We start from the raw sequence: 22,006 nt of genomic DNA, 5'->3' as shown, positions 1-22,006 counted from the left end.
CCGCCCAGCGCGTCCGACACCAGCGCAATGCCTTGAGAGATGGCTCAAATGTCGGGGCGCTTCTGCAAGAATGGGTTACATAGACCAAGCTAAAATCTTTTTTCATGTATCAAGTTATAAATTGGTTATTAACCGGTCTTCTTCTTAAGATATAAATCACACCAAGGACACCAACCCACCGTCCTGTTATTTGCCCGCGTGTCTCCCACCCTTTCAGCGCACTCATTCAGCGGCTCACCGCACCCTGCTCTCCCCCGGACAAAGCCCCGCAGATGCCGCCACACAGCAATAAGAAATACACCTGACTCTGAGATGTATTAACACAGGCATGGTGATCAATTTGCATAGTCCAGAGGCAGATTTGAATTAAATGTTATATCAAAAATAAGATAAACATTTATCTCTCCGCAAGGATAAACTTGAGTTTATGCAGGCCAAAACCACCTGCACAAACTTAGAAACAAGCATTCGGGGTCACTTGATTACTTATCCAGGCTCATCATCGGAAAATCCGCACTCGGCACATGCTGCCCCGTCATGATCGTTTTCATCTTTTCGATGAGATCGGCATGCCCTGCCGCCACGTCTCGTGTCTCGGCGGGATCCGTAGCGATGTTATAGAGTTCTTCGGTCTCGGCTCCCCCTTTGCTCTTCGCCTTGCCCTTGCCGGTCAGGTTGCGGCGCACCAGCTTCCAGTCGCCCATGCGCAGGATTTGCTGGCCTCCGTAGCTGGCAAACTCATGGTAGAGGAACTCGCGCTCCGGCTGTTTGTCACCCAGCAGCGTCGGTGCAAAGCTGATGCCGTCAGTTCGAGGCGTCTGGTCCTTGGCCCCCACAAGTTCAAGCAGTGTGGGCATCCAGTCCTCAAAACCCGTGATTCGCTCACTGGTCGTTCCCGCCTTGATCCTGCCCTTCCAGCGCACCACGCAGGGAGAACGAAACCCTCCTTCATACAGCGTGCCTTTGCCATCCCGTCGGCCTTCGCTGGAATTGAAGAACGCGCAGTCCGTGCCGGCCAGTCCCTGGTGCGTGCCGCTGACGGGGCCGTTGTCACTGACAAAGACGAAGATCGTGTCGTCATCCAGACCGAGTTCGGTGATGAGCGCCACCATGCGCCCGATCTCGCGGTCCATGCGCGTGATCATCGCTGCATACGCAGCCTTGGGCTTGAAATGCGGAAGGTAGCCGTTGCCACCGGGATAGGGCGGATCATCGAATTTCCCGAGGTATTCCTGCAGTGAATCATCCGGCACCTGCAGCGCCACGTGCGGCACGGTCGTGGGCCAGTAGAGAAAGAAGGGCTGGTCCTTGTTGGCACGGGCAAATTTCAGCGCCTCTTCCGTGATGAGATCAGCCGAGTACTCGCTGCCCTTGAAGCGCTGGTAGCTCTCCGGTTTGGACGGGTCTTCATCAGCCCTGAGCTTGTCGTTCGAAGGGAAGGGCGGATTCTTGAGCTCGATGGTGTGGTCGTTGTCCCACAGGTAGGTCGGATAAAAATTATGCGCCACCCCCTGGCAGTTGTAGCCAAACCAGCGGTCAAATCCCTGCTTCAGCGGCTCCCCGGTGGACCCCGGACCACCCAGGCCCCACTTGCCGAAACCACCCGTCGCATACCCAAGCGGCTTCAGCACTTCAGGAATGAGCACCGTGTCAGCAGGAATGGGAAACTGGCCTTCATGTTCTGGCCTGCCCATCTTGGGCAGCCCCTTGGCATCGTCGGCCTGCCGGTTGTCGCGAATAAAGGCGTGCCCCGGATGCAGGCCGCTCATCAGCACGCAGCGTGACGGCGCGCACACCGCATTGCCAGCGTAATGCTGGGTGAAGCGCATGCCTTCAGCCGCCATGCGGTCGATGTTTGGCGTCTTGATGATCTTCTGCCCGTAACAGCCCAGATCCCCCGGCCCGAGATCGTCCGCCATGATGAAGATGACATTGGGCTGGCGCGCCTGCACCGTCAGCGTCAGAGCGAGCAGAAGAAAGAGAGACTTCATGGTGGATGGGAAACGGCTGCCGGAGCCGTTTGTTTCGCTTTCTGCTTCGGCAGCGAATCGATCTTCCATTCCATCCACAGCGTCAGCAGCAGCATCGCCGCAATGAGCAGGAAGATGACATAGAAACCTGGGCGTGAGAGAAACTTCATAAGAATGTCTGCGGCCAACAAAAAAGCGAGTTTCGTCCCGCTCGCACCGTCTTTCCCATGCCATGAAATTCACCGCCCTGCTTGTTCTGTTTTTCGCCGCCCTCCAGTCCGCACGGGCGCTCCCTGAGGCGGAGCTGCAGCGCTTCATCAATGAGGCCATCAAAGCTGGCGGCGGTGAAGTGGTCATTCCACCCGGCGTGCATCTCATCGAGCGCGGCCTCGTCGTGAAAGACGCGAAGAAACTCCGCATCGTCGGTCTCGATGCCGAGAACACCGTGCTGCAACTTCCGCCCGTCGCCTATGCTTTGGCTGCAGGCACCACTGCAGCAGGTGCCACCGCGATCCCGGTGAAATCCCAGCGCGGCTTCAAGCCGGGCATGCGTTTGAAGATCGAGGCCGATGGCGAGCCCGACAGCTTCACCAAAAAGCCCAGGCCCTACCACCTTGCCATCGTGAAAGCCGTCGAGAAAGAGGCCATCCAGCTCGAGTCCCCACTCAAATTTCCCATTCCAGACGGCACCCTGATTCGCCATGAAGATGCCCCGAACCTCATCGAAATTCGCGGAGCCAGCGAAGACGTGCTCATTGAAAAGCTCACACTGGACGGCGGCCGCGTGGAGGGCGATCCCCCCATTCGCGGCCACACTCAGCTCTGCGCCGTGTTGGCCTCCGGAGCCTATAGCTACGAAAAAGGTCCCACGGGACCCAAGGTGAAAAAGCTCGTCATTTCCCGCTGCTTCATCCAGAACTGCCACGGGCGCGGCATCGCTTTGTACTCTGTGGAAGGAGCCGAGATCGACGACTGCACGATTCGCGACACCGCGGATGAGGCGATCGACCTTGATCACTTCACGGTGAAGGCCGTCGCCACACACAACCACATCGCCCGCAGCCATGTTGGGGTGGAGTTAAATGATGCCACCGACTGCCTCGTGGCAGGCAATGAATTCCTCGAATGCAGCACTGGCATCAATCTCTGGCGCTGGTGCAAACTGCCGGGGCTGAACGAAGGAAATCTGATCGTGCAAAACGTCTTCGAACGCACCCGGGGCAACGCCGTGCAGATCGCCACCGGCACGAAGGGCAACACCATCGCGCAAAATGAGATCACCGGCTCAGGCAAAAACGGCATCATCCTGTCCGGGGAGGCCCAGAGAGTGAAGGCGAACAAAATCACCGGCAGCGGCATGAAGAACACCGTGATCCAGGAAGGCAAACACGACGTCTCCGAATAATCACCCGCCGTAAAGCGCCTGCACCAGCCCGAGGACTCGCTCACCAGGCAGTGCCCCGATTTCCATCTGGTTCATCGTGTAGGCAAAGCTGATCCCGCTCTCAGGATCCGCAAAGGCCAGGCTGCCACCCGCGCCGGGGTGACCGTAGGCGCGGCGGCTCGGGCCATAAAGCTGGCGCAGCTTGCCGCCATCTGACTCAGGCTCTTCATTCAAAGGGTCCTTCATCATGCCCGTGGAGAAAGCGATGGGAGTCAGCAGCACGGAATCCACCTCCTGTGTCAGCGTCTTTTCAAACCGGCGCACCACCGTTTCAGGCACAACCTGCACCCCGTTCCAGACACCGCCCTGGGCCAGCATGGCGTAAAATTTGGCCAGCCCCTGCGCACTGCCCACGCCGCCCATGCTCGCATAACCGCGTGACCACATTTCGCTCTGATTGAAGTCGCTGACCGCATTCAGGCCAAAGGGTGAGGTGAACGTGCGCTGCGTGAGCGTGCCCGCCGTATTGAAGGCTTTGATAAAAGGCTGGTTACTGTTGGCAATGCTGATCTTCCCGGGATAGACCGGTGAGACGCGGTCCCACTGCGCACTGGGAAGCCCGATCCAGAAATCGAGCGCCATCGGGCCGCCAAAAACTTCACGATAATACTCACCGAGCGATTCCGCCTCCGTGAGACGGCGCACGATTTCATCCAAAAGGAAGCCAAAGGTGCGCGCATGATAGCCCTGCCGTGTGCCGGGTTCCCACAAAGGCCGCTGGCGCTCGAGCGCCTCCACCACGGCATCGTAGTCGTCAATCGGCGCACGTTCATCCAGCGCGCACAAGCCCGCCGTATGCGACAGCAGATGAATGAGGGAGATGCTGGACTTTCCACCTCCGGCAAACTCGGGCCACACTTCCGCCACAGGGCATTCCAGCGGGATGCCCGCCTCTTCCAGCGCCAGCAGGCAACACACGGCAGCCGGGCCTTTGGTGGCGGACCACACGGGGACGAGCGTGTCGCGCTCCCACTCCCGGGTGTGTGCCCGGTCACGGTAACCATGCGCGAGGCTCAGCACCTCCTGCCCATGCTGCCAGATGGAGACTGAAGCCCCCATCTCCCCGCGGGTGCGGAAGCTCTCTTCGAACCATGCACCTACGGCCTGAAGATTTGCAGGACTGCCGGGGAAACTCATGCGTGGTGGGACTCCAGTTGCGCCCGCAAACAGTCGAGATCGCGGTCCCTTCGGGCATGCTGGCGCAGTTCACCATCCATCTCGAACGCCCGCTGCAGGTAGGTCAGTGATTTCTCAATGTGACCGAGGCAGGCGTGGTAGCAGCCCATGTTGTAATAGTAGACCGGCTTGGCTCTCAGGGTCGCGGGACCGCGCGAAAGCACATCCACCGCCTCGGCGGTCCGCCCGAGTTCATGCAGGCAGAAAGCCGCATGGATGAAGCCGCCAGGCTCCATCGGTTCCTGCGCACAGAGCTTGGTGGCCAGCGTCAGCGCCTCGTCCCACCGGTGTCCGCCCATGAGGCACAGCAGCGTGATCTCGATCACATCCACCCGGCTGTGCATTTCCGCCGGCAGAGGGGACAATTCCACCCGAGCCTCGTCAAAGAGACCCAGCTCCACGTAGCCCTGGGCGGCGATGATCCTGCGTTCAGCTTCGGTCATTTTTTGAGTGTGAATGGCCTGATCAGAACGCAAAGCATGCGCGGGAACAAGGTTTTTCGTGCCGGATGAAACGCAAAAAAAGCTTCATTCGCCCATGCAAGCATCAAACAGCGGCCGCTTTCACGTCCCGCAATTTCTTGGCCACCTCCATCCGCGAACCAATTTCCCAGCAGCTCCATGTGGTGATGTAGCTGACGAGTGCGGCCACCGCCCCGAGGATGATGCCCCCCATCAGCATGACCGGCGCATGCTCCTTGAGCACGATCCAGGCATCCACCATGGACTCCGGCAGATGCTTGGGAAACGGTGAGGTCGGCACCGTGGTGTACAGCGCCAGCACCCATTTCCCGATGGCATATTCCAGCCACGCCATGAACGGCACTGTGACCGGATTGCTCACCCAGCACATGGCGATCGCGATGGGGATGTTCACCCGGAAGATGGCGGACAGAATGACGGCCGTCGGCATCTGGATCGGCAGGAGTTGCAGGGTGATGAACATCCCCACGGCCATGCCGCCGGAAAGCGTATGCTGCGTGGGCTTCCACACCCGCTTGTCGAGGAAATGCCGTGCAAACCACCGCCGGGCCGGGCTTTGCCGCAGTTTGCGCGGATGTTTGAGAAAGCGGATGGTTTTGAACACCGAACGGCGAAACCAGCCCCGGGCCATTGCAAGCATGATCAGTGCCCTCCCCCATTATAGACCCAGATCAGCAGCCCCCCGCCAAGCGCGATGCGATACCAGGCAAAACCGTTGAACGTATGCCCCTGGACAAAACGAATGAGCCACTTCACCACGAGGAAGGCAGAGACGGCTGAAACCACCGTGCCGAGGACCACCATGCCCCAGTCTTCATCACCTGCCTTGCCGTCCTTGATCGCGGAGAGGATTTTAAACGCCCCGGCCGCCATCAGCGTGGGAATGCCCAGCAGGAAGGAAAACTCCGTGGCGGCAGGCCGTGACACGCCAAAAGCCAGCGCCATCAGGATGCTCGCCCCCGAACGCGAGGTCCCTGGAAACACCGCCGCCAGCAGCTGCGCCAGCGCCACGGCCACCACGACCGTCCAGGTGATGTCCGTCGTACCCGCTTTGTCTTTGTGCAAAAACTCCAGAACCAGGATGATGAACCCGCCGATCAACGTGGCCCATGCCACCGGCGGAATCGTTTCCGGCAGCTTGATGTCTAATTTCTTGATGATCAAACCACCCACGGCGGTGATGAAAAAAGACACCAACAGCTTCGCCAGATAAGTCCGTGTGGTGGCATCCCCCAGGGTGGTGGCCAGATGTTGCAGCCGCTGGGTAAAAACCGCCAGCACCGCCAGCACCGCCCCGCTTTGGATCACCACGTTGAACAAGTCGCTTTTCTGAGGCAGCCAGTGCAGATTTTGCGGAATGAGCAGGTGCCCGGTGGAGGAGATGGGAAGGAATTCGGTGACACCTTCAATGATGCCGAGGAGGATAATCGCAAGCCATTCGGGCATGACAGGAATAGGGAGAGGGTGGGTAAAGGACTGGGAACAATCAGGCGGCTGGCGCAGTTTGCAACTTCACTGAATGCATTGAACCTGATAATTCGCAGCAACCTGCCATTCTCTTCCACGGCAATGGTTTTCAGGCTGGCCTTTGCAACGTTTTCGACTACCATCTCACTCCCTTCGGCATGCCAGCCAGTGCCTCCCATTCCCCCATCTCTTTGTCCGCCCCCCGTTTCTCATGGTGGCGTGCGCTAGTGTGTGCCTGCGCAGCGCTCATCCTGACGGTTCCGGCCGCCGCCCAGTCCGGCTCGACGATTCGCGTGCGCCTGGCGGATGGCTTTGATTTTCCTGTCGGCAAGCCGGACGCCGACGGCTTCTACAAAGCTCGCGGCTACTGGCCCAACGGCCATCTGGGTGAAGACTGGAACGGCCGCGGTGGTGGTGACACCGATCTCGGGGAGCCGATTTATTCCATAGGCCGTGGCGTGGTGATTTTATCACAAAACATCGGCGTCGGCTGGGGTAACTGCATCTTGGTACGCCACATTTTCCGCGAGGCTGATGGCAAAATCGCCATGGTCGACTCCCTCTACGGCCACCTTCACGAACGCAAGGTCAAGCTTCATGACCTCGTCGAGAAAGGCCAGCTCGTCGGCACCATGGGTGGCAACAACGGCATGTACCCGGTTCATTTGCACCTGGAAGTACGCAAAAATCTGCAGATCGGCATGAACCGCTCCTCCTTTGCACGTGATTCCTCCAACTACTACAGCCCGACGGCTTTCATCAACGCACGCCGCGTCCTGCCTTCGAGCACACAAAAATACGCCGTGCCGGTGAACAATTTCGCCCCCTATGGACGGGCGCTGGCTGACACCAGCAGTGATGGCTCAAGCACCGCCAGTGTCGATGTTCCCTCCTTCAAAGGCGGCCCAGGGACGGGCAAAGATGAAGCGAAGCAGGACGATGACTTCTGGTCACGCCTGAAAGCCAAAATGCGTAATGGTCAGACCACGGAGGCTACCGACGAAAAACGCTGAGCCAGCCACGGCCATAATAGCCCTTGATTCATCGCCATCCGTGATGGCATCTTTGCTGCTATAATAGGACCTCTTACTCCCGGCCATGCAAATACCGCCCCGCTCCACCCCTCCACGATCCGTTTACGGCGGCAGTCTTGTGCCAGTTCTCATTGTCGTGGGCGCTCTCGGGCTCAGCACCGCCATTTTCTTCCTGTTTACCAAAAAGAAAATACAGGCTCAAAAAAACACCGTTGCCCAAGCGGCAGGCTCCGCCAGCTCAGTCGCCGAGACCGCCAGGTCTGCTGCCCCGGCACTCCCTGCCAGCCCACCCATGGTGAAACCGCCGGCTCCGCCGAAGCCTTCACCTCCGGCCTTTGCCTTCGCCCGCCCGCTGGACCTGGGCAGGCAGCTGGTGCGCAGCCTCACCACAGGAGACTTTGCCACCGCTGGCAAGCTCGCAGCCGCCTCGGATGCAGAGCAGTCCAGCAGCGCCGCCAAGCTCTTCGAAAAGCTCGCCTCCATGGGCTACAAACCTGCGGCGGAGCATCAGGTGGAGCTTCTCGGCCTTGTCGAGAATCGCACCCGCATCACCCTTCCCTTTGTCATGGCTGGTTCGCAGGAAACCGTGCGCATTCAGCTCGACCTGGTACGTGACGAAAAAATGGGCTGGAAAGTCGCCAAAGCCACCCTGCCCAAGGCCATGAGCAGTGCCATCGCCGCCATGCCGGCCACCGCAGCCCCGACTCCTGCGTCGGCCCCCGCCAAACCCGGCACAACGCCCCCGCCTGTCGCCACTTCCCCCATGAAGCAGCTTTTCACCGTTGAAGACGGCACTGACGCGCTGGCCTTCGCCAGTGATTTTGTCCGCCACCTCCTGAAGCACGACTTCAATGCCGCTCGCGCTTTTGTTGATGACAAGAAGGTGCCCGTCGAGCGTCTCCTCGGCCTCTGCATCGTCTTTGAAGAAGGCCAGTATTCCTTGAATCCGGCCAAACCGCTCATCGTGACCATCGCCAATCCCGAAGTCTCCTGGGTCATTGCCCAAGTGCAGTCGGAATCCCTCCAGCAGAACACCGAATTTGGTGTGGAGCTCAAGCGGGCAGACACCGCCCAGCCATGGAAAATCGCAGGACTTAATCTCTCCGACATCCTCGGTTCCTTCGCCAAAAGCGCCTCCAAGCTCGGCGTACCCTACACGCCCATCGTCAAGAATCCCAAGGGCGGCGAATCACTCGCCCTCTACTTTGAATACGACCGCGCCGAACTTCACCCCCGTGCCCTGAAGCAGCTCGAAGTCATCGCCGCCCTCATGAAGGCCGACCCTTCCAAAAAACTCCGCATCGCCGGCCATACCGATGAAAAAGGCGAGGAGGACTACAACATCCGCCTCTCACGCGGTCGCGCCGAGGCCGTGAAGAAGCAGCTCGCCGCCCTCGGCGTGCCGGCCGCACAGGTCGAAACCACCGGCCTTGGCAAAGCCCAGCCCCTAAGCCCCAACAAAAAATCCGACGGCACCGACGATCCCGAAGGCCGCAGCCACAACCGCCGCGCTGAGATCTACCTCGATTTCTGATTCCGTTCCCTCGTCTTGCACCGTTGTCGCGTCCGCCTAGTCTGGCGCACGCATGAAGAAAAAATCCCCACCCGCCCCGCCACCACCCGAATCATCGTGGAAGGCCGGGTTGTTCTTCGGTGGCATTGCCGCAGGCGTGGTCGGCTTGCTCGCATGGGCCTTGTGGCCGCAAAAAAAGTTCACCCCTCTGCAGGCTCCCGTGGCGGTCTCCCTCGCAAAGACCGAACCCTACGTCATGCCGGACGAAAAAACGGCCTTCTCCCAATACGCCGGCTCTGAAAGCTGCCGCGCATGCCACGCCGATCAGTTCGCCAAGTGGCAGGGTTCTCACCACGGCCTCGCGGAACGCAACCCCGATCCCAAGCTGGACGATGCCGCCTTCGTCCCCACCCGCAGCTTCCAGCACGGCACCCAGACCACCGAGGTCCGCAAAAACGGCAGCAACTACGAACTGACCTCCCTCGGCTTTGGCAACAAGGTCACCCCCTACCGCGTCGAGCGCGTCATCGGCCACGATCCACTACGCCAGTTCCTCGTCGATGGCGGCAATGGCCGGCTGCAGGCCATGGAAGCCTGCCTCGATCCAAAGAAAAACGAGTGGTTCAATGTCTATGGCAATGAAGACCGCAAGCCCGGCGAATGGGGCCACTGGACCGGTCGCGGCATGGTGTGGAACCAGATGTGCGCCTCCTGCCACAACACCCGCCTGCGCAAAAACTACGACGCCAGGACCGATGGCTACCGCACCACCATGGCCGAGATGTCCGTGAGCTGTGAAGCCTGCCACGGCCCCATGAAGCCGCACAACACCTGGCAGCACGCCCACCCCGGTGCCAAAGGAGATCCCACCCTCACCAAATTCACCCGCGACCAGCACATCGAAAACTGCGCCGGTTGCCACGCGCTGCGCGGTGAAGTCACCGGCGACTTCGTCCCCGGCGAATCCTTCTGGGACCACTATCGCCTCTCCATCACCGATCAGACCGACACCTTCTACCCCGACGGCCAGATTCGCGGCGAAGACTACGAGTTCAGCAGCTTCCTCAGCAGCCGCATGCACAACGCCGGCGTCCGCTGCATGGACTGCCATGACATGCACAGCATGAAGACCGTTCTTCCCGGCAACCAGCTCTGCATGCGCTGCCACACCCCCGGCGGCTTCCCCAATGCACCGCCCATCATGCCCGAGGCGCACAGCTTCCACCAGACCGCCAGCACCGGCAATCAATGCGTGAACTGCCACATGCCCCAGACGGTTTACATGCAGCGCCACCCGCGCCACGACCACGGCTTCACCATTCCCGATCCGCTGCTCACCAAGCAGTTCAACGTGCCCAACGCCTGCAACAAATGCCACACCGACAAAACCACCGACTGGGCGCTCGAAGCCACGCAGAAATGGTGGGGCCCAAAAATGGACCGCAAAACACGCACCCGCGCCACCCTCATCGCCAAAGCACGCCTGGGCGATGACGAAGCCCGCAGCGGCCTCGTTGATCTCCTCGGCAGCGATGAAATCCCCCATTGGAAAGCCAGCGCCATACTGCTCCTCGACCGCTGGATTGACCAGCCCTCCGTGCAAACCGCCGTCACCACCCAGTTGCAGCACGCCCATCCCCTCGTGCGTGAAAGCGCCATCCGCACCCTCGAACCCATGCTGCAAAGCGGCTCCATCCGTTCCGCCATCGAACCCCTGCTTAATGACCCCGTACGCAGCGTCCGCGTCTCCGCCGCCTGGGCCCTGCGCGAAGGCCTGCATCTCGACTCCCCCGCCGGCCAAGATCTCCAGCACATGCTCCACTGGAACGCCGACCAGCCCAGCGGCCAGATGCAGCTCGCCCAGTTCGAATTTGCCCGGCGCAGCCTCTCCGCCGCCACCCAGCACATGGAAACCGCCATCCGCTGGGATCCCAACTCCCCTCCCTTCCATCACGACCTGGCCATGATGTACAGCACCACCGGCCAAACCCAGCTCGCCATCGCCAAGCTGCGCGACACCATCAAACTCGCCCCCAATCACGCCGAATATCATTACGAACTCGGCCTCGCCCTCAGCGAAACCGGCGACATGCCCGCCGTCATCCAGTCCCTGCAGGAAGCCACCCGCCTCGATCCCAGCTTGTCACGTGCCTGGTACAATCTCGGCCTCGCCAAAAACGGCCAGGGCGACATCCCCGGAGCCCTCGGCGCCCTGCAGCGCGGCGAACTCGCCAATCCCCGCGATCCCGGCATCCCCTATGCCCGCGCCACCATCCTCGCACGGCAAAACCGCATCCCGGAAGCCATCGCCGCGCTCGATCGCGCCTTGCTCATCTCACCCGGCTACCGTGAGGCCCAGGAACTCCGCGCCGCTTTGACGCGGCGCTGATCACCCGTCCGCCTTCTTCCACTCCTCACCTTCCTCGTCGTCGTCATCGCCGCCGAAGCCGTCATCATATTCATCCTCGCCCTTGCCCGGCTCCAGCCCGGCGATGGTGTTGATGTCTTCATCGCTTAACTCCTCGATGTCGTCCTCATCATCTTCGTCATCCTCCCCGGCCGCTTCAGCCGCCTGCTGCGCCTCCAGCCCTTTCTTTTCGATCTGGGCCAGAGTCCCGCTCACATCCTCCACCGTGTCCCACACGTTCTTGGCCACAAAGATCGGCGCACTTTGCTGCACCGCCATGGCAATGCTGTCGCTCGGGCGCGCATCCAGTTCGATCACCTTGCGCGTCGTCTGCAGTTCGTTCTCCGCAGAGATGATGAGACGCGCATGGAACACACTGCCATTGATGTCGTTGATCACCACGCGCTCCACCTTCGCACCAAAGGCCAGCAGCAGATGCCCCACCAGATCATGCGTCAGCGGCCGCTCCTTGGAGACCCCCCGCATGAACATGGAAATCGCCGTGCCCACCGACTCGTCGATGTAGATCACGAAGACCTTCGTTTCATTGCCCAGGAAAACGGCAAAGCTGCCCTCCAGCGGCAGCACCGCTCTCACCTGCACCTCGATGACATCAGTGTTCATGACGGCCAATTAAAAGCCGCACGCAGCCCGATGGCAACACTCACCGTGGGTTTTTGTGCTCCTAAACTGCAGCACCCCCGATCTCCACCACCCCTCCTCCGAGCCCCATGGCCAGGAAACGCCGCGAAACCTCCACATACTTCAGCGCCAGCTTCGCATTCGCCTCCTGCTCCTCCGCTGTCAGCGCACGCACCACCCGCGCCGGCGAGCCCACCACCAGCGAGCCCTCCGGAATGATCGTGTTTTTCGTCACCAGCGCCCCGGCCGCGATGATGCTCCGCGCGCCGATCTGCGCTCCGTCCAAAATAATCGCCCCCATGCCCACCAGCACCTCATCCCCCACCGTGCAGGCATGCACCACGGCGCGGTGCCCCACCGTCACACGATCCCCCAGCACACACGCGCAGTCATCGCTCACATGCAGCACGCTGCCATCCTGCACATTGCTTTGCGCTCCCACCACGATCCGGTTGATGTCTCCACGCAGCACCGCGCCATACCACACGCTGGACTGATGCCCCAGTTCCACCGCTCCGAGCACGACGGCTCCTTGGGCAATAAACACATCCTCAGCCACAGAAGGCCGTGATTCAGGAAGCAAGAATTTCTTTAATGGATCCATGGCAGGAAGAAAGATTTTATGATTGTGAAACGAATCGGAAAGCGCCATAAAAAGCGCCGCGCCACACGCATTCTGGAACGGACTGACCTTCTATCCAACAACGAATCTCACACACGCCCATGAACAAAGCTCAACTCATCGACGCCGTGCAGGAAATCCTTGGTAGCGACACCTCCAAGCGCGCCGCCTCCGAAGCTCTGGACGCCGTTCTCCAGGCCATCACCAAGGCGGTGAAAACGGAACAGGTGCAGCTCATCGGCTTCGGTACCTTCAAGCCCGTGAGCCGCAATGCACGCATGGGCCGCAATCCCAAGACCAAGGAACCCGTGGAGATCAAAGCCTCCAAAACCGTCCGCTTCGTCGCCTCCGCTGCCCTCAAGACCTCGCTCTAAGAAGCGTCACCCACCTTCCCCCGCGCTTCGTTCACGGAGCGCGGGTTTTTTTTGCCTCAGTCTTTCAGTTCCTGCTCCATGCGCTCGCTCAGCCACTGCTTGATCATGCTCTGGTAGTTCAGGTAGCGGCGTCGGGCCACGCGCTTGATGCGGCTCAGCATGCGCGGGTCAAACCTCAGCGTGATCGTCGTGGACTCACGCACATCCGCGCGATGAATGGACGCCTGCATCAGCCGTGCGTCCAGCTGGTGCGCGGCCCAGAATTGCCATTCGGCCTCGTCGCCATCAAATGCCGGCACATCTTTCCATGCTCGGACAGGCTTCAATTCGGCAGGTGCGGTTTCCATGGTGGTGCTGTGATGAGTTCAGAGTTCCTCCGCCTTCTTGCGCTCGAAAAAGTCATGCTCCCCGGGAGTCATCAGCCGGGCGAAAATCACACGGTAATGTTTGCCGTCGGTCCAAAACACACTGAACACCGACTTCCCCTGAAGTGATTTGCCCAGGTTGTAATAACGGGCCTCCGCGCTCCCCTCCTGGCCGTCCGGCAGCAGTTTGATCGAGAACGGATCCTCAAACGACTCCTCAATATCCTTCGGAGGAAGGATTGAGAGGTCAAACGCGGCGCCGATCCAGTCAAAGTCCATGGAGTTGTATTTACGAGATTATTTGCGGTATTCGATCAGTTCTATCTCATACCCCTCGGGTGCGTCAATGAAAGCAAACACGCCGCTCGAGCTGGGTGTCGGGCCGTCCGAGAGCGGATAACCCAGCGCGGCAGAATGTTTCGCAAACTCCTCAATGCTCTCCACCTCAAACGCCAGATGCGTCAGATCACTGCAAAACGTCACCGGCCCGCTGGCTGGAAAGCTGCAAATTTCGATCAGCTCGTCACTGTTCGGCGTCTGCAAAAACACCAGCTCCGAGCCGCGCGGCGACTTGTGCCTGCGCACCTCCTTCAGGCCGAGCACCTGCGTATAAAAGTGGATCGTCTTTTCGAGATCATTCACCCGGTAGCGGGTGTGGAGAAGTTTTTTGACCATGATGTACCGTTTATGCCACAGGCTGCCGGACGTGGCAAATGATCCTCCTTGTAGAGGAAAGCTTGCCTTCACATGGAGGAAAGCTTGATGTCACAGGCGACGTCTTTTAAACCTCCCCCATGATTTCCATCGACCTCACAGGCAAAGTCGCCCTCATCACCGGCGCCTCGCAAGGCATCGGCACCCAAGTAGCCCGCACCTTTCACCTTGCCGGCGCCACCGTCGTCATCAACCACCTCGGCACCCCCGGCACGACGGAAGGCGCTCAAGCCCTCGCCGATGAACTCAACCTTCTCCGCACAGACAGCGCCAGCGTCATCGCTGCAGACGTCGCCAAACCCGAGCAGGTGCAGAGCATGATGGGAGACATCCAGGCCCGCCATGGCGGCCTCGATTTCCTCATCAACAATGCCGCCATCATCAAGGACCGCACCATCGCCAAAATGGGTCTCGATGAATGGGACGCCGTCATTGATGTGAACCTCTCCGGCGTGTTCTACTGCTGCAAATACGCCCTCGAAATCATGCGCGATCACGGTGCCATCGTCAGTTTCGGCAGCATCGCCGCCATCCAGGGCTTCTTCGGCCAGGCCAACTACGCCGCCGCCAAATCCGGCGTTCAGGCCATGATGCGCGTCCTCAGCCGTGAAGCCGCCCGCAAACAGATCCGCGCCAACGCCATCGCCCCCGGCGTCATCGACACCGCCATGGCCGCCACCATCCCCGAAAACGTCCGCGCCGAGATGATCAAAAACGTACCCCTCGCCCGCTTCGGCACCACCGAGGAAGTCGCCAACGTCGTCCTCTTCCTCTGCTCCCCCCTCGCCTCCTACGTCACCGGCCAGACCCTCGAAATCAATGGCGGCTGGAGAGGCTGAATGTGCTGCCACTCTTCCTCCTCCTCTGACTCCTACTCCTCCTCTCGGAGGCGCCCCATACCGCTCCATCTCTGCGTTCTCCCAATCTCCGCGGTGCAAATCATACCACGAGCTATTGAAAACCGGTCGATTCTCTTGTCGCCTAAAACGCCCCCGCCCGGCACCAGCCCCAACGGGGCGTCGGATTCAGCCCTGGGCGCAGCGAGGAACGAGCAAGCCCTGGGGCACCCACGCAAAATCCGGAGAAGCAAACCCAGCACTCCGCCACACCACGCCGGGTTCCAGCAGCGTCTGCACCGCGTCCCGCCATGCTTCTGCGCTGCAATCATCCATCGCCCTCACTAAACGATTCGCTGCCTCCAAAAAACCGTCCCTTCTCAACAGGCCGCAAGACACTCGGACTCATTTTCAACTTCATCTTGCTATCAGCCCCTCACTAGCCTTCGCAGTCACTGAAACATGCGCGCCCCAGCCATCCTCGCCACAGCAGACGAAGCCATCGCCGCCATCCCCAGCGGCTCCACCATCGCCGTGAGCGGCTTCGTCGGTGCCGGTCATGCCGAATTGCTCACCTCCGCATTGGAGCGCCGCTTCCTCCAAACCGGCACCCCCACCGATCTCACCCTCTACTACTGCGCCGGCCAGGGAGACCGGGCCGAGCGCGGTCTGAACCACCTCGCTCATCGCGGCCTGCTCAAACGCATCGTCGGCGGCCACTGGAACCTCGCCCCCAAGCTCGGCGCACTCGCGCTCGCCAACGAAGTCGAAGCCTACAACCTGCCCCAGGGAGTCCTCTCCGTACTCACACGTGAGATCGCCGCCAAACGCCCCGGCTTGTTCACCCAGGTCGGACTGAACACCTTCATCGACCCCGTGAACGGCGGCGGCATGATGAACGCCCGCACCACCGAACCCCTCGTCGAACGCATCGAGCTCGATGGCAAAACATGGCTCCGCTACAAGTCCATGCCCATCCATGTGGCCCTCATTCGCGCCACCTATGCCGATCGCCGCGGCAATCTGAGCATGGATCGCGAAGGCCTCATCAGCGAAGTCCTCCCCATGGCGCAAGCCGCGAAAAACCACGGCGGCATCGTCATCGCCCAAGTCGAAAGCATCGTCGACCAGCTCCCCGATCCCAAGTCCGTGCGCGTCCCCGGCCTCCTCGTTGACTACATCGTCCCCTCCCACGGCCAGCAGCACGATCAGACCTTTGGCGAAGCATTCAAAGAAGACTTCGTCATCACCAGCGACGGTACCTTCACCCTCCCCCCGATGCCCGAATCCGACCGCAAACGCATCGGCGCACGCGCCCTGCAGGAGGTGCGCAAAGGCGACATCGTCAATCTCGGCATCGGCCTCCCCGAAGCCGTCGCCATGGTCGCCGCCGAAACCGGCCGCCTCCACGAATTCACCCTCACTGTCGAAAGCGGTCCCACCGGCGGCGTCCCCGCCTCTGGCCTCAGCTTCGGCTGCAGCCACTTCCCCGAAGCCATCATCGACCAGCCCGCCCAGTTCGACTTCTATGACGGCGGCGGCCTCGACATCGGCGTCCTCGGCGCCGTCGAAATCGATGCCGAAGGCAGCGTCAACGTCACCAGCTTCGCCGGTCGCTTCGCCGGCGTCGGCGGTTTTGTAAACATCGCCCAGAGCGCCCGCCGCCTCATCTTCTGCTGCACTTTTGAAGCCAAGGGGCAGCCCAAGTTTGTGCAGAAGATCCAGCACGTCTGCTTCCACGGCCCCACCGCCCTCCGCAACGGCCAGCAAGTCCTCTACATCACCGAGCGCGCCGTCTTCGAACTCGCCCCCGGCGGCCTCCGCCTCATCGAAATCACAGACGGCACCGACCTCCACCGCGACATCCTCTCCTGCATGCAGTTCACGCCCATCATCGGTCTATAAAAGCGCACGCAAAAAAATGCTCACCACCAGCCCGCTCCACAGCGCCCCTGTGTCCTTTCGGTCCCTTCCGTCCTTTTTGTCCTTCAGATCGTCTGCATCGCCCTCGCGCACACCCGCTCCACCTTCCCCGCGCTCAGCATTCCCCGTTTCCACCCGCACAAAAACGCGCCACACTCCCCCCACCATCCCATGTCCCCCGTTTACCTCATCGACGCCAGGCGCACTCCCATTGGCCGTTTCGGCGGCGGCCTCAAAGACCTCACCGCCACCCAGCTCGGCCACGCCCTCGGTGACGCCATGCTGCCTCAGACCCTACGCGCCCACATCCAGCAGGTCATCCTCGGCCAGGTCCTCCAAGCCGGTGCCGGCATGAACGTCGCCCGCCAGATCGGCCTCAAGCTCGGCCTCCCCCAGGAAGTCCCCGCCTTCACCGTCAACATGGCCTGTGGATCCTCCCTCAAAGCCGTCGCCCTCGCCTCCGACGCCATCCGCTCCGGTGAAAACGACCTCGTCCTCGCCGGCGGTGTCGAAGTCATGAGCCGCGCCCCTCACTACGCCACCGACCTCCGCTTCGGCAAAAAGCTCGGCGACTCCTCCCTCCAGGACGCCATGTTCGTCGACGGCCTCACCGATCCCCTCCTCAAAATCGGCATGGGCGAAACCGCCGAACGCATCGCCGACAAGCACGCCATCACCCGTGCCGAGCAGGACGCCTTCGCCGCCCTCAGCCAGAGCCGCGTCGCCGCCAGCCGCGCCGCCCTCAGCCGCGAGATCATCCCCATCGGCGAAGTCACCGAAGACGAGCACCCGCGCGCCGACACCACCGCCGAGTCCCTCGCCAAACTCAAGCCCGCCTTCCGCAAAGACGGCACCGTCACCGCCGGCAACGCCTCCGGCATCAATGACGGCGCCGCCCTCGTCCTCCTCGCCAGCGCAGACGCCGTCTCCCGTCACGGCCTCACACCCCGCGCCCGCATCATCGCCAGCGCCGCCGTCGGCTGCGATCCCGCCCTCATGGGCCTCGGCCCCGTCGGTGCCATCAAAAAACTCTGCACCCTCACCGGCTGGAACCTCAACGAAGTCGACGCCATCGAAATCAACGAAGCCTTCGCTGTCCAGGCCCTCGGCTGCATCAAAGAGCTCAATCTCGATCCCACCAAGCTCAACCCACGCGGCGGAGCCATCGCCCTCGGCCACCCCCTCGGCGCCAGCGGTGCCCGCGTCCTCATCACCCTCCTCCACCACATGGAAGACCACCACCTCCGCCGCGGCATCGCCTCCCTCTGCATCGGCGGCGGCATGGGCATCGCCCTGGCCATTGAGCGGGAGGGCTAATGCGTAGTTGCCCCCGCTCCCCTCTCTCAGCTAAAAAACCTTCGCATGATCGGAATCGACCTCGGAACCACCAACAGTCTCGTCGCCGTCTGTGATGAAAACGGGCCCCGCGTGCTGGCCAATGAACTCGGCGAAGACCTCACACCATCCGTCATCGCCGTCGCCGAAGACGGCACCGCGCTCGTCGGTCGCGCCGCACGCGACCGTCTCATCACTGCTCCAGAATCCGGCTGCGCCTTCTTCAAGCGCGACATGGGCACCACAGATGGCTACCATTTTGGCGGTCGCCGCTGGACGCCTGTCGAATGCTCCGCCCTCATCCTCCGCGAGATGAAGCGCATCGCCGAGCTTCAGCTTGGCCGCGAGATCACCTCCGCCGTCATCACCGTCCCCGCCTACTTCCACGACCAGCAGCGCCAGGCCACCGTCGATGCCGCCAAGATCGCCGGCCTCAAGGTCGAACGCCTTCTCAATGAACCCACCGCAGCCGCCCTCGCTTACGGTTTTAATCGTCAAGAAGACCTCAGCACCCTGCTCGTCTTTGATCTCGGTGGCGGCACCTTCGATGTGACTGTGCTCGAATGTTTCGAAGGAGTCGTGGAGGTCAAAGCCTCTTCTGGAGACGGACGCCTCGGCGGAGAAGACTACACCGATGCTTTCACTGCCTGGGTCACCAAAGAACTCGGCTACACCGCCCCCCAGGAGCAGCAGATGAAATGGCGCAACACGCTCGATCATCTCAAGCGCAAGCTCACCACCGAGGAAAAAGTCGAGCTGCAAATTGGCGACAAAACCGCACCGGTTTCACGCACCGATTTCATTGAAGCGACCAAGCATATCACCGCTCGCCTCTGGCCTGCGGTCCGCCGTGCGCTCAATGATGCCCAGCTCACCCCAAAACAGATCGAAGCCGTCCTCCTCGTCGGCGGTGCCAGCCGCATGCCTGCCGTGCAGGAAATGGTCCTGCGAGATCTTGGTCAGGAAGCCCAGCGCAGTCTCGATCCCGACCGCGTTGTCGCCCTCGGAGCCGCAGTGCAGCAGGCCCTCTGCGCCGGTGGCTCAGCCGTGAAGGATCTCGTCCTCACCGATGTCTGCCCGCACTCATTGGGTGTCGAAGTCGCCAAAGCCCTGCTGCCGGGACACACCCAGCCCGGTTACTTCGATCCTATTCTTGATCGCAACATCACCGTCCCCGTCAGTCGCAGCCGAACCTACTGCACCATGCACCCGCAGCAGGACGAGGCCATCCTCAAAGTCTATCAGGGCGAAAGCCGCCTGACGAAGGACAATCATCTCATCGGCCAGGTCCGCATCCCCGGGCTGCGCTCCCTGCCTGGAGGCGAGAAAGGCGGTGTCTTTGAGGTCCGCTTCACCTATGACATGAACGGCATTCTCGAGGTCGAGGTCACCATCCTCTCCAGCCAGAAAAAGCTCACCGAAGTCTTCGAGCAGCGTCCCGGCACCATGAGCCGGGATCAGATCGCCGAGGCGCTGCGCAAGGTCACACCTCTCAAGGTCCACCCACGCGAAGCCCCCGCCAACCGCGCGCGCCTAGAGCGCGCTCAGCGCCTCTTCTCCGAGCTCGTCGGCGTCTTGCGCGACAGCCTCAGCCACGAGCTCGATGTCTTTGAGTCAGCCCTCGAAACTCAAGACTCCAAGATCATCGCCACCGCTGCCGCACGCCTGGACGACTTCATGCGCCCCTACTTTGCCAATGAAGACTGATTTCTCCGCGGACGATCCCTGGAAGGTGCTTGGGCTCGAGGCCGCCACCGCCTCCCTCCCGGACGTCAAGCGCGCCTATGCCCGACTCCTCAAGACCAGCCGCCCCGATCAAGACCCCGCAGGCTTCATGCGCCTTCGTGCCGCCTACGAGGCGGCGCAGGTCCTGCTCAAAGGCGGCCCCATCGCTCCGCCCCTCGTTCCGCTGGGCCCATCCAGTCCATCAGAGCCAGACGCAGCTCCCCCACCCGCAGACTCATTCACGGCACCCGCTCCATCTCCCACGCCTCCGCCATCGACACCGCAACCCGCCCCCGAGCTTCCCGCAGAAGTAAAGGACCCTCTCCAGTCCCTGCGCATCGCGGTCGTATCCAAAGTGCGTCAAAAAATCCGTATCGCCTGGGCCGCCTACGAAGAGGCGGCGGAAAAACATGACATCGATAAAGAAAGCCGCTGGCTCCTCTTCATTGAAGTCTTCACCGGCTGTATCCCCCTGCTGGCAGATGCCTGCACCGACGAGCGCCTGCTGGAGCATTTAAAGTGGGGTGAAATGCGCCTGCTGCGCCTCGTCACCGATACATGGAGCCGCCAGGGAGATGCCAAACGGCTCGACGAATTCTGCGTCTCCCTTTACCGCCAGCGTCAGCTCGCTGACTCTGAAATCGGTGCCATGGCCATGATCACCACCGCCATCGCTCTCGGTGCTTGGAATCCCGAGCAGGCCGCCCGCCTCGCCCAGCGCGCCTTCCCCCGCCTCCCCACCTCTCAGCGCAGCGAACTCACTGCCCGCGTCGACTTCGAGAGCATGCTCGGCCGCCTCGTCGGCCCTTTGCCCCAGCAGTTTAAAATTCCCTGGGTCGAAGTCCTGCGCCACGGCGAAGCCGAGAAGCCATGGAAAGAAATCATCACCCGCGACATGGTCATCGCACTCCTCCGCCACTGCGGTGCACAATGGCCCGGCTTCCCCATCCTCAGCCAGAAGCTCAGCCCCAAGTCCTGGCAGGAACTCAAAGCCCTCGCTGAATTCATTCTGCGTTAGCATCCACCGCATCGGTCCCATAGGTCCTATCAGACCTATTACGGTCCGCCCCCCCCCATCGTCCTCACTCCTCCCACCATCCCTGGGTTCGCCTCGGGTAACATCCAGCATCTCGAATCCTTCCGCTAGGCACTGCGCTTACCCTCACCTTGAGACCCGTTCGCAGCAGCCTTTCCACAGGAAAATTGCACGCACGGCTTGCACAGCCGCGTCGTATCTCCATGATGAATTCCTCCCCACATGAGCGCTGTTTTTGACTCCCTTTCGCGATTTTACGCCTCCTCCATTGGCAAGAAGATTCTTGTGGCCCTGACCGGCCTCATCCTCTTCGGCTTTGTCATCGGCCACATGATTGGCAACCTGCTGATCTTTGTCGGCAAGGACGCCATCAATGAATACGGCCACATGCTCCAGACCGCGCTCCATGGCGGCGGCGTCTGGATCGCCCGCCTCGGACTGCTGGCAGCCGTGCTGATTCACATCGTGGCCACCATCTCTCTGACCCGCGCCAATCGTGCAGCCCGTCTGGACAAGTATGGCCAGCACAAGGCGCAGGTGAGCAGCAAATCCTCCCGCATCATGATCTGGAGCGGCCTGACCATTCTGGCCTTCATCGTTTACCATCTGCTGCACTTCACCGTCCATGCCGGCAACGACTACGGCACTTACAAGACCACCCTTGAGGGCCACACCGTGCACGACGTCTATCGCATGGTCATCGCAGGCTTCTCCTGGGCCCCGGCGGTGTTCTTCTACATCCTCGCCATGCTGCTGCTCACCAGCCACCTCAGCCACGGTTTCAGTAGCCTGTTCCAGACACTCGGCGTCGCCACGGACAAGTCCGAGCCGCTGTTCAAGAAACTCGGTTACGCCTTCGCGGGTCTGATCCTCGTGGGCAACTGCTCCATCCCCATCGCCATCTTCTTCTTCGGCTACGGACGTTAATTTTTTCTGCGACT

Annotated in this window: 22 protein-coding genes; 11 read left to right on the top strand and 11 right to left on the bottom strand. The window is 61.1% G+C overall.

Annotated elements, in window-relative coordinates:
* Nucleotides 1-482 precede the first annotated feature (482 nt).
* Nucleotides 483-1,991: an arylsulfatase gene (locus tag ACILSL_RS01190; protein WP_395730162.1), complete on the bottom strand. Its 1,509-nt coding sequence runs from the start codon at nt 1,989-1,991 to the stop codon at nt 483-485.
* Entirely contained in the window at nt 1,988-2,140 is a 153-nt protein-coding gene (locus tag ACILSL_RS01185) for a hypothetical protein (protein WP_395730161.1), read from the bottom strand. Before ACILSL_RS01185 ends, ACILSL_RS01190 begins: the two co-directional genes overlap by 4 nt.
* A 62-nt stretch (nt 2,141-2,202) precedes the next feature.
* On the opposite strand from ACILSL_RS01185, the gene ACILSL_RS01180 reads away from it, so the two are divergent.
* Complete coding sequence (locus ACILSL_RS01180) at nt 2,203-3,375, top strand: right-handed parallel beta-helix repeat-containing protein (protein ID WP_395730160.1); 1,173 nt, start codon at nt 2,203-2,205, stop codon at nt 3,373-3,375.
* On the opposite strand, the gene ACILSL_RS01175 is transcribed toward ACILSL_RS01180, so the two are convergent.
* The 4 genes from ACILSL_RS01175 to ACILSL_RS01160 all read right to left on the bottom strand — a co-directional run bounded on the left by ACILSL_RS01175 (nt 3,376) and on the right by ACILSL_RS01160 (nt 6,518).
* Nucleotides 3,376-4,551: a serine hydrolase domain-containing protein gene (locus ACILSL_RS01175; RefSeq protein ID WP_395730159.1), complete on the bottom strand. Its 1,176-nt coding sequence runs from the start codon at nt 4,549-4,551 to the stop codon at nt 3,376-3,378. It lies immediately after the preceding gene.
* Nucleotides 4,548-5,033: a TPR end-of-group domain-containing protein gene (locus ACILSL_RS01170; RefSeq protein WP_395730158.1), complete on the bottom strand. Its 486-nt coding sequence runs from the start codon at nt 5,031-5,033 to the stop codon at nt 4,548-4,550. Before ACILSL_RS01170 ends, ACILSL_RS01175 begins: the two co-directional genes overlap by 4 nt.
* 103 nt (nt 5,034-5,136) lie before the next feature.
* Nucleotides 5,137-5,712: a DUF2062 domain-containing protein gene (locus ACILSL_RS01165; RefSeq protein WP_395730157.1), complete on the bottom strand. Its 576-nt coding sequence runs from the start codon at nt 5,710-5,712 to the stop codon at nt 5,137-5,139.
* 2 nt (nt 5,713-5,714) lie between these two features.
* Nucleotides 5,715-6,518, bottom strand: coding sequence for an undecaprenyl-diphosphate phosphatase (locus ACILSL_RS01160; RefSeq protein WP_395730156.1), 804 nt, complete (start codon nt 6,516-6,518; stop codon nt 5,715-5,717).
* Between the two features lie 212 nt (nt 6,519-6,730).
* Here ACILSL_RS01160 and ACILSL_RS01155 point away from each other — a divergent pair, with 212 nt between their 5' ends.
* The 3 genes from ACILSL_RS01155 to ACILSL_RS01145 all read left to right on the top strand — a co-directional run bounded on the left by ACILSL_RS01155 (nt 6,731) and on the right by ACILSL_RS01145 (nt 11,475).
* Nucleotides 6,731-7,552: a M23 family metallopeptidase gene (locus ACILSL_RS01155; protein ID WP_395730155.1), complete on the top strand. Its 822-nt coding sequence runs from the start codon at nt 6,731-6,733 to the stop codon at nt 7,550-7,552.
* An 85-nt stretch (nt 7,553-7,637) separates the two neighbouring features.
* Entirely contained in the window at nt 7,638-9,107 is a 1,470-nt protein-coding gene (locus ACILSL_RS01150; RefSeq protein ID WP_395730154.1) for an OmpA family protein, read from the top strand.
* A 52-nt stretch (nt 9,108-9,159) separates the two neighbouring features.
* Nucleotides 9,160-11,475, top strand: coding sequence for a tetratricopeptide repeat protein (locus tag ACILSL_RS01145; protein WP_395730153.1), 2,316 nt, complete (start codon nt 9,160-9,162; stop codon nt 11,473-11,475).
* Here the strand turns inward: ACILSL_RS01145 and ACILSL_RS01140 are convergent, their stop codons facing one another.
* Together ACILSL_RS01140 and ACILSL_RS01135 are read right to left on the bottom strand one after the other, a co-directional pair.
* Nucleotides 11,476-12,117, bottom strand: a complete 642-nt coding sequence (locus ACILSL_RS01140; RefSeq protein WP_395730152.1) for a bifunctional nuclease family protein — start codon at nt 12,115-12,117, stop codon at nt 11,476-11,478.
* A gap of 61 nt (nt 12,118-12,178) precedes the next feature.
* Entirely contained in the window at nt 12,179-12,682 is a 504-nt protein-coding gene (locus ACILSL_RS01135; RefSeq protein WP_395730151.1) for a gamma carbonic anhydrase family protein, read from the bottom strand.
* A gap of 176 nt (nt 12,683-12,858) precedes the next feature.
* On the opposite strand from ACILSL_RS01135, the gene ACILSL_RS01130 reads away from it, so the two are divergent.
* Nucleotides 12,859-13,131, top strand: coding sequence for an HU family DNA-binding protein (locus ACILSL_RS01130; protein WP_395730150.1), 273 nt, complete (start codon nt 12,859-12,861; stop codon nt 13,129-13,131).
* Between the two features lie 56 nt (nt 13,132-13,187).
* Here ACILSL_RS01130 and ACILSL_RS01125 read toward each other — a convergent pair whose 3' ends face one another.
* From ACILSL_RS01125 to ACILSL_RS01115, 3 genes are read right to left on the bottom strand one after another with little or no spacing between them, the layout of a single operon-like run.
* On the bottom strand, nt 13,188-13,478 hold the full coding sequence (locus ACILSL_RS01125; protein WP_395730149.1) for a CopG family antitoxin: 291 nt from the start codon (nt 13,476-13,478) through the stop codon (nt 13,188-13,190).
* A gap of 18 nt (nt 13,479-13,496) precedes the next feature.
* On the bottom strand, nt 13,497-13,775 hold the full coding sequence (locus ACILSL_RS01120; RefSeq protein WP_395730148.1) for a BrnT family toxin: 279 nt from the start codon (nt 13,773-13,775) through the stop codon (nt 13,497-13,499).
* A gap of 18 nt (nt 13,776-13,793) precedes the next feature.
* On the bottom strand, nt 13,794-14,171 hold the full coding sequence (locus tag ACILSL_RS01115; RefSeq protein WP_395730147.1) for a VOC family protein: 378 nt from the start codon (nt 14,169-14,171) through the stop codon (nt 13,794-13,796).
* Nucleotides 14,172-14,290: 119 nt separating this feature from the next.
* Between ACILSL_RS01115 and ACILSL_RS01110 the strand changes: the two genes are divergently transcribed.
* The 6 genes from ACILSL_RS01110 (at nt 14,291) to ACILSL_RS01085 (ending at nt 21,992) form a co-directional block, all read left to right on the top strand.
* Nucleotides 14,291-15,049 carry an SDR family oxidoreductase gene (locus tag ACILSL_RS01110; protein WP_395730146.1) on the top strand — a complete coding sequence of 253 codons (759 nt, stop codon included), beginning with the start codon at nt 14,291-14,293 and terminating at the stop codon, nt 15,047-15,049.
* A gap of 459 nt (nt 15,050-15,508) precedes the next feature.
* Nucleotides 15,509-16,951: an acyl CoA:acetate/3-ketoacid CoA transferase gene (locus tag ACILSL_RS01105; protein ID WP_395730145.1), complete on the top strand. Its 1,443-nt coding sequence runs from the start codon at nt 15,509-15,511 to the stop codon at nt 16,949-16,951.
* A gap of 189 nt (nt 16,952-17,140) precedes the next feature.
* Nucleotides 17,141-18,286, top strand: a complete 1,146-nt coding sequence (locus ACILSL_RS01100) for a thiolase family protein (RefSeq protein WP_395730144.1) — start codon at nt 17,141-17,143, stop codon at nt 18,284-18,286.
* Between the two features lie 45 nt (nt 18,287-18,331).
* Nucleotides 18,332-20,011 carry an Hsp70 family protein gene (locus tag ACILSL_RS01095; RefSeq protein ID WP_395730143.1) on the top strand — a complete coding sequence of 560 codons (1,680 nt, stop codon included), beginning with the start codon at nt 18,332-18,334 and terminating at the stop codon, nt 20,009-20,011.
* Nucleotides 20,001-21,047, top strand: a complete 1,047-nt coding sequence (locus tag ACILSL_RS01090; protein WP_395730142.1) for a hypothetical protein — start codon at nt 20,001-20,003, stop codon at nt 21,045-21,047. The genes ACILSL_RS01095 and ACILSL_RS01090 overlap by 11 nt, the downstream gene beginning before the upstream one ends.
* Nucleotides 21,048-21,287: 240 nt before the next feature.
* The gene (locus tag ACILSL_RS01085; RefSeq protein ID WP_395730141.1) at nt 21,288-21,992 is read left to right on the top strand and encodes a succinate dehydrogenase cytochrome b subunit; all 705 of its coding nucleotides are present in this window, start codon (nt 21,288-21,290) and stop codon (nt 21,990-21,992) included.
* Nucleotides 21,993-22,006: the final 14 nt, after the last annotated feature.

Origin of the sequence: Prosthecobacter sp., assembly GCF_044222345.1 — a bacterium.
In the GTDB taxonomy this organism is placed as follows: Bacteria; Verrucomicrobiota; Verrucomicrobiia; order Verrucomicrobiales; family Verrucomicrobiaceae; genus Prosthecobacter.
The sequence above is the reverse complement of the archived record's forward strand: the minus strand, read 5'-3'. Positions and strand labels throughout refer to the sequence as shown.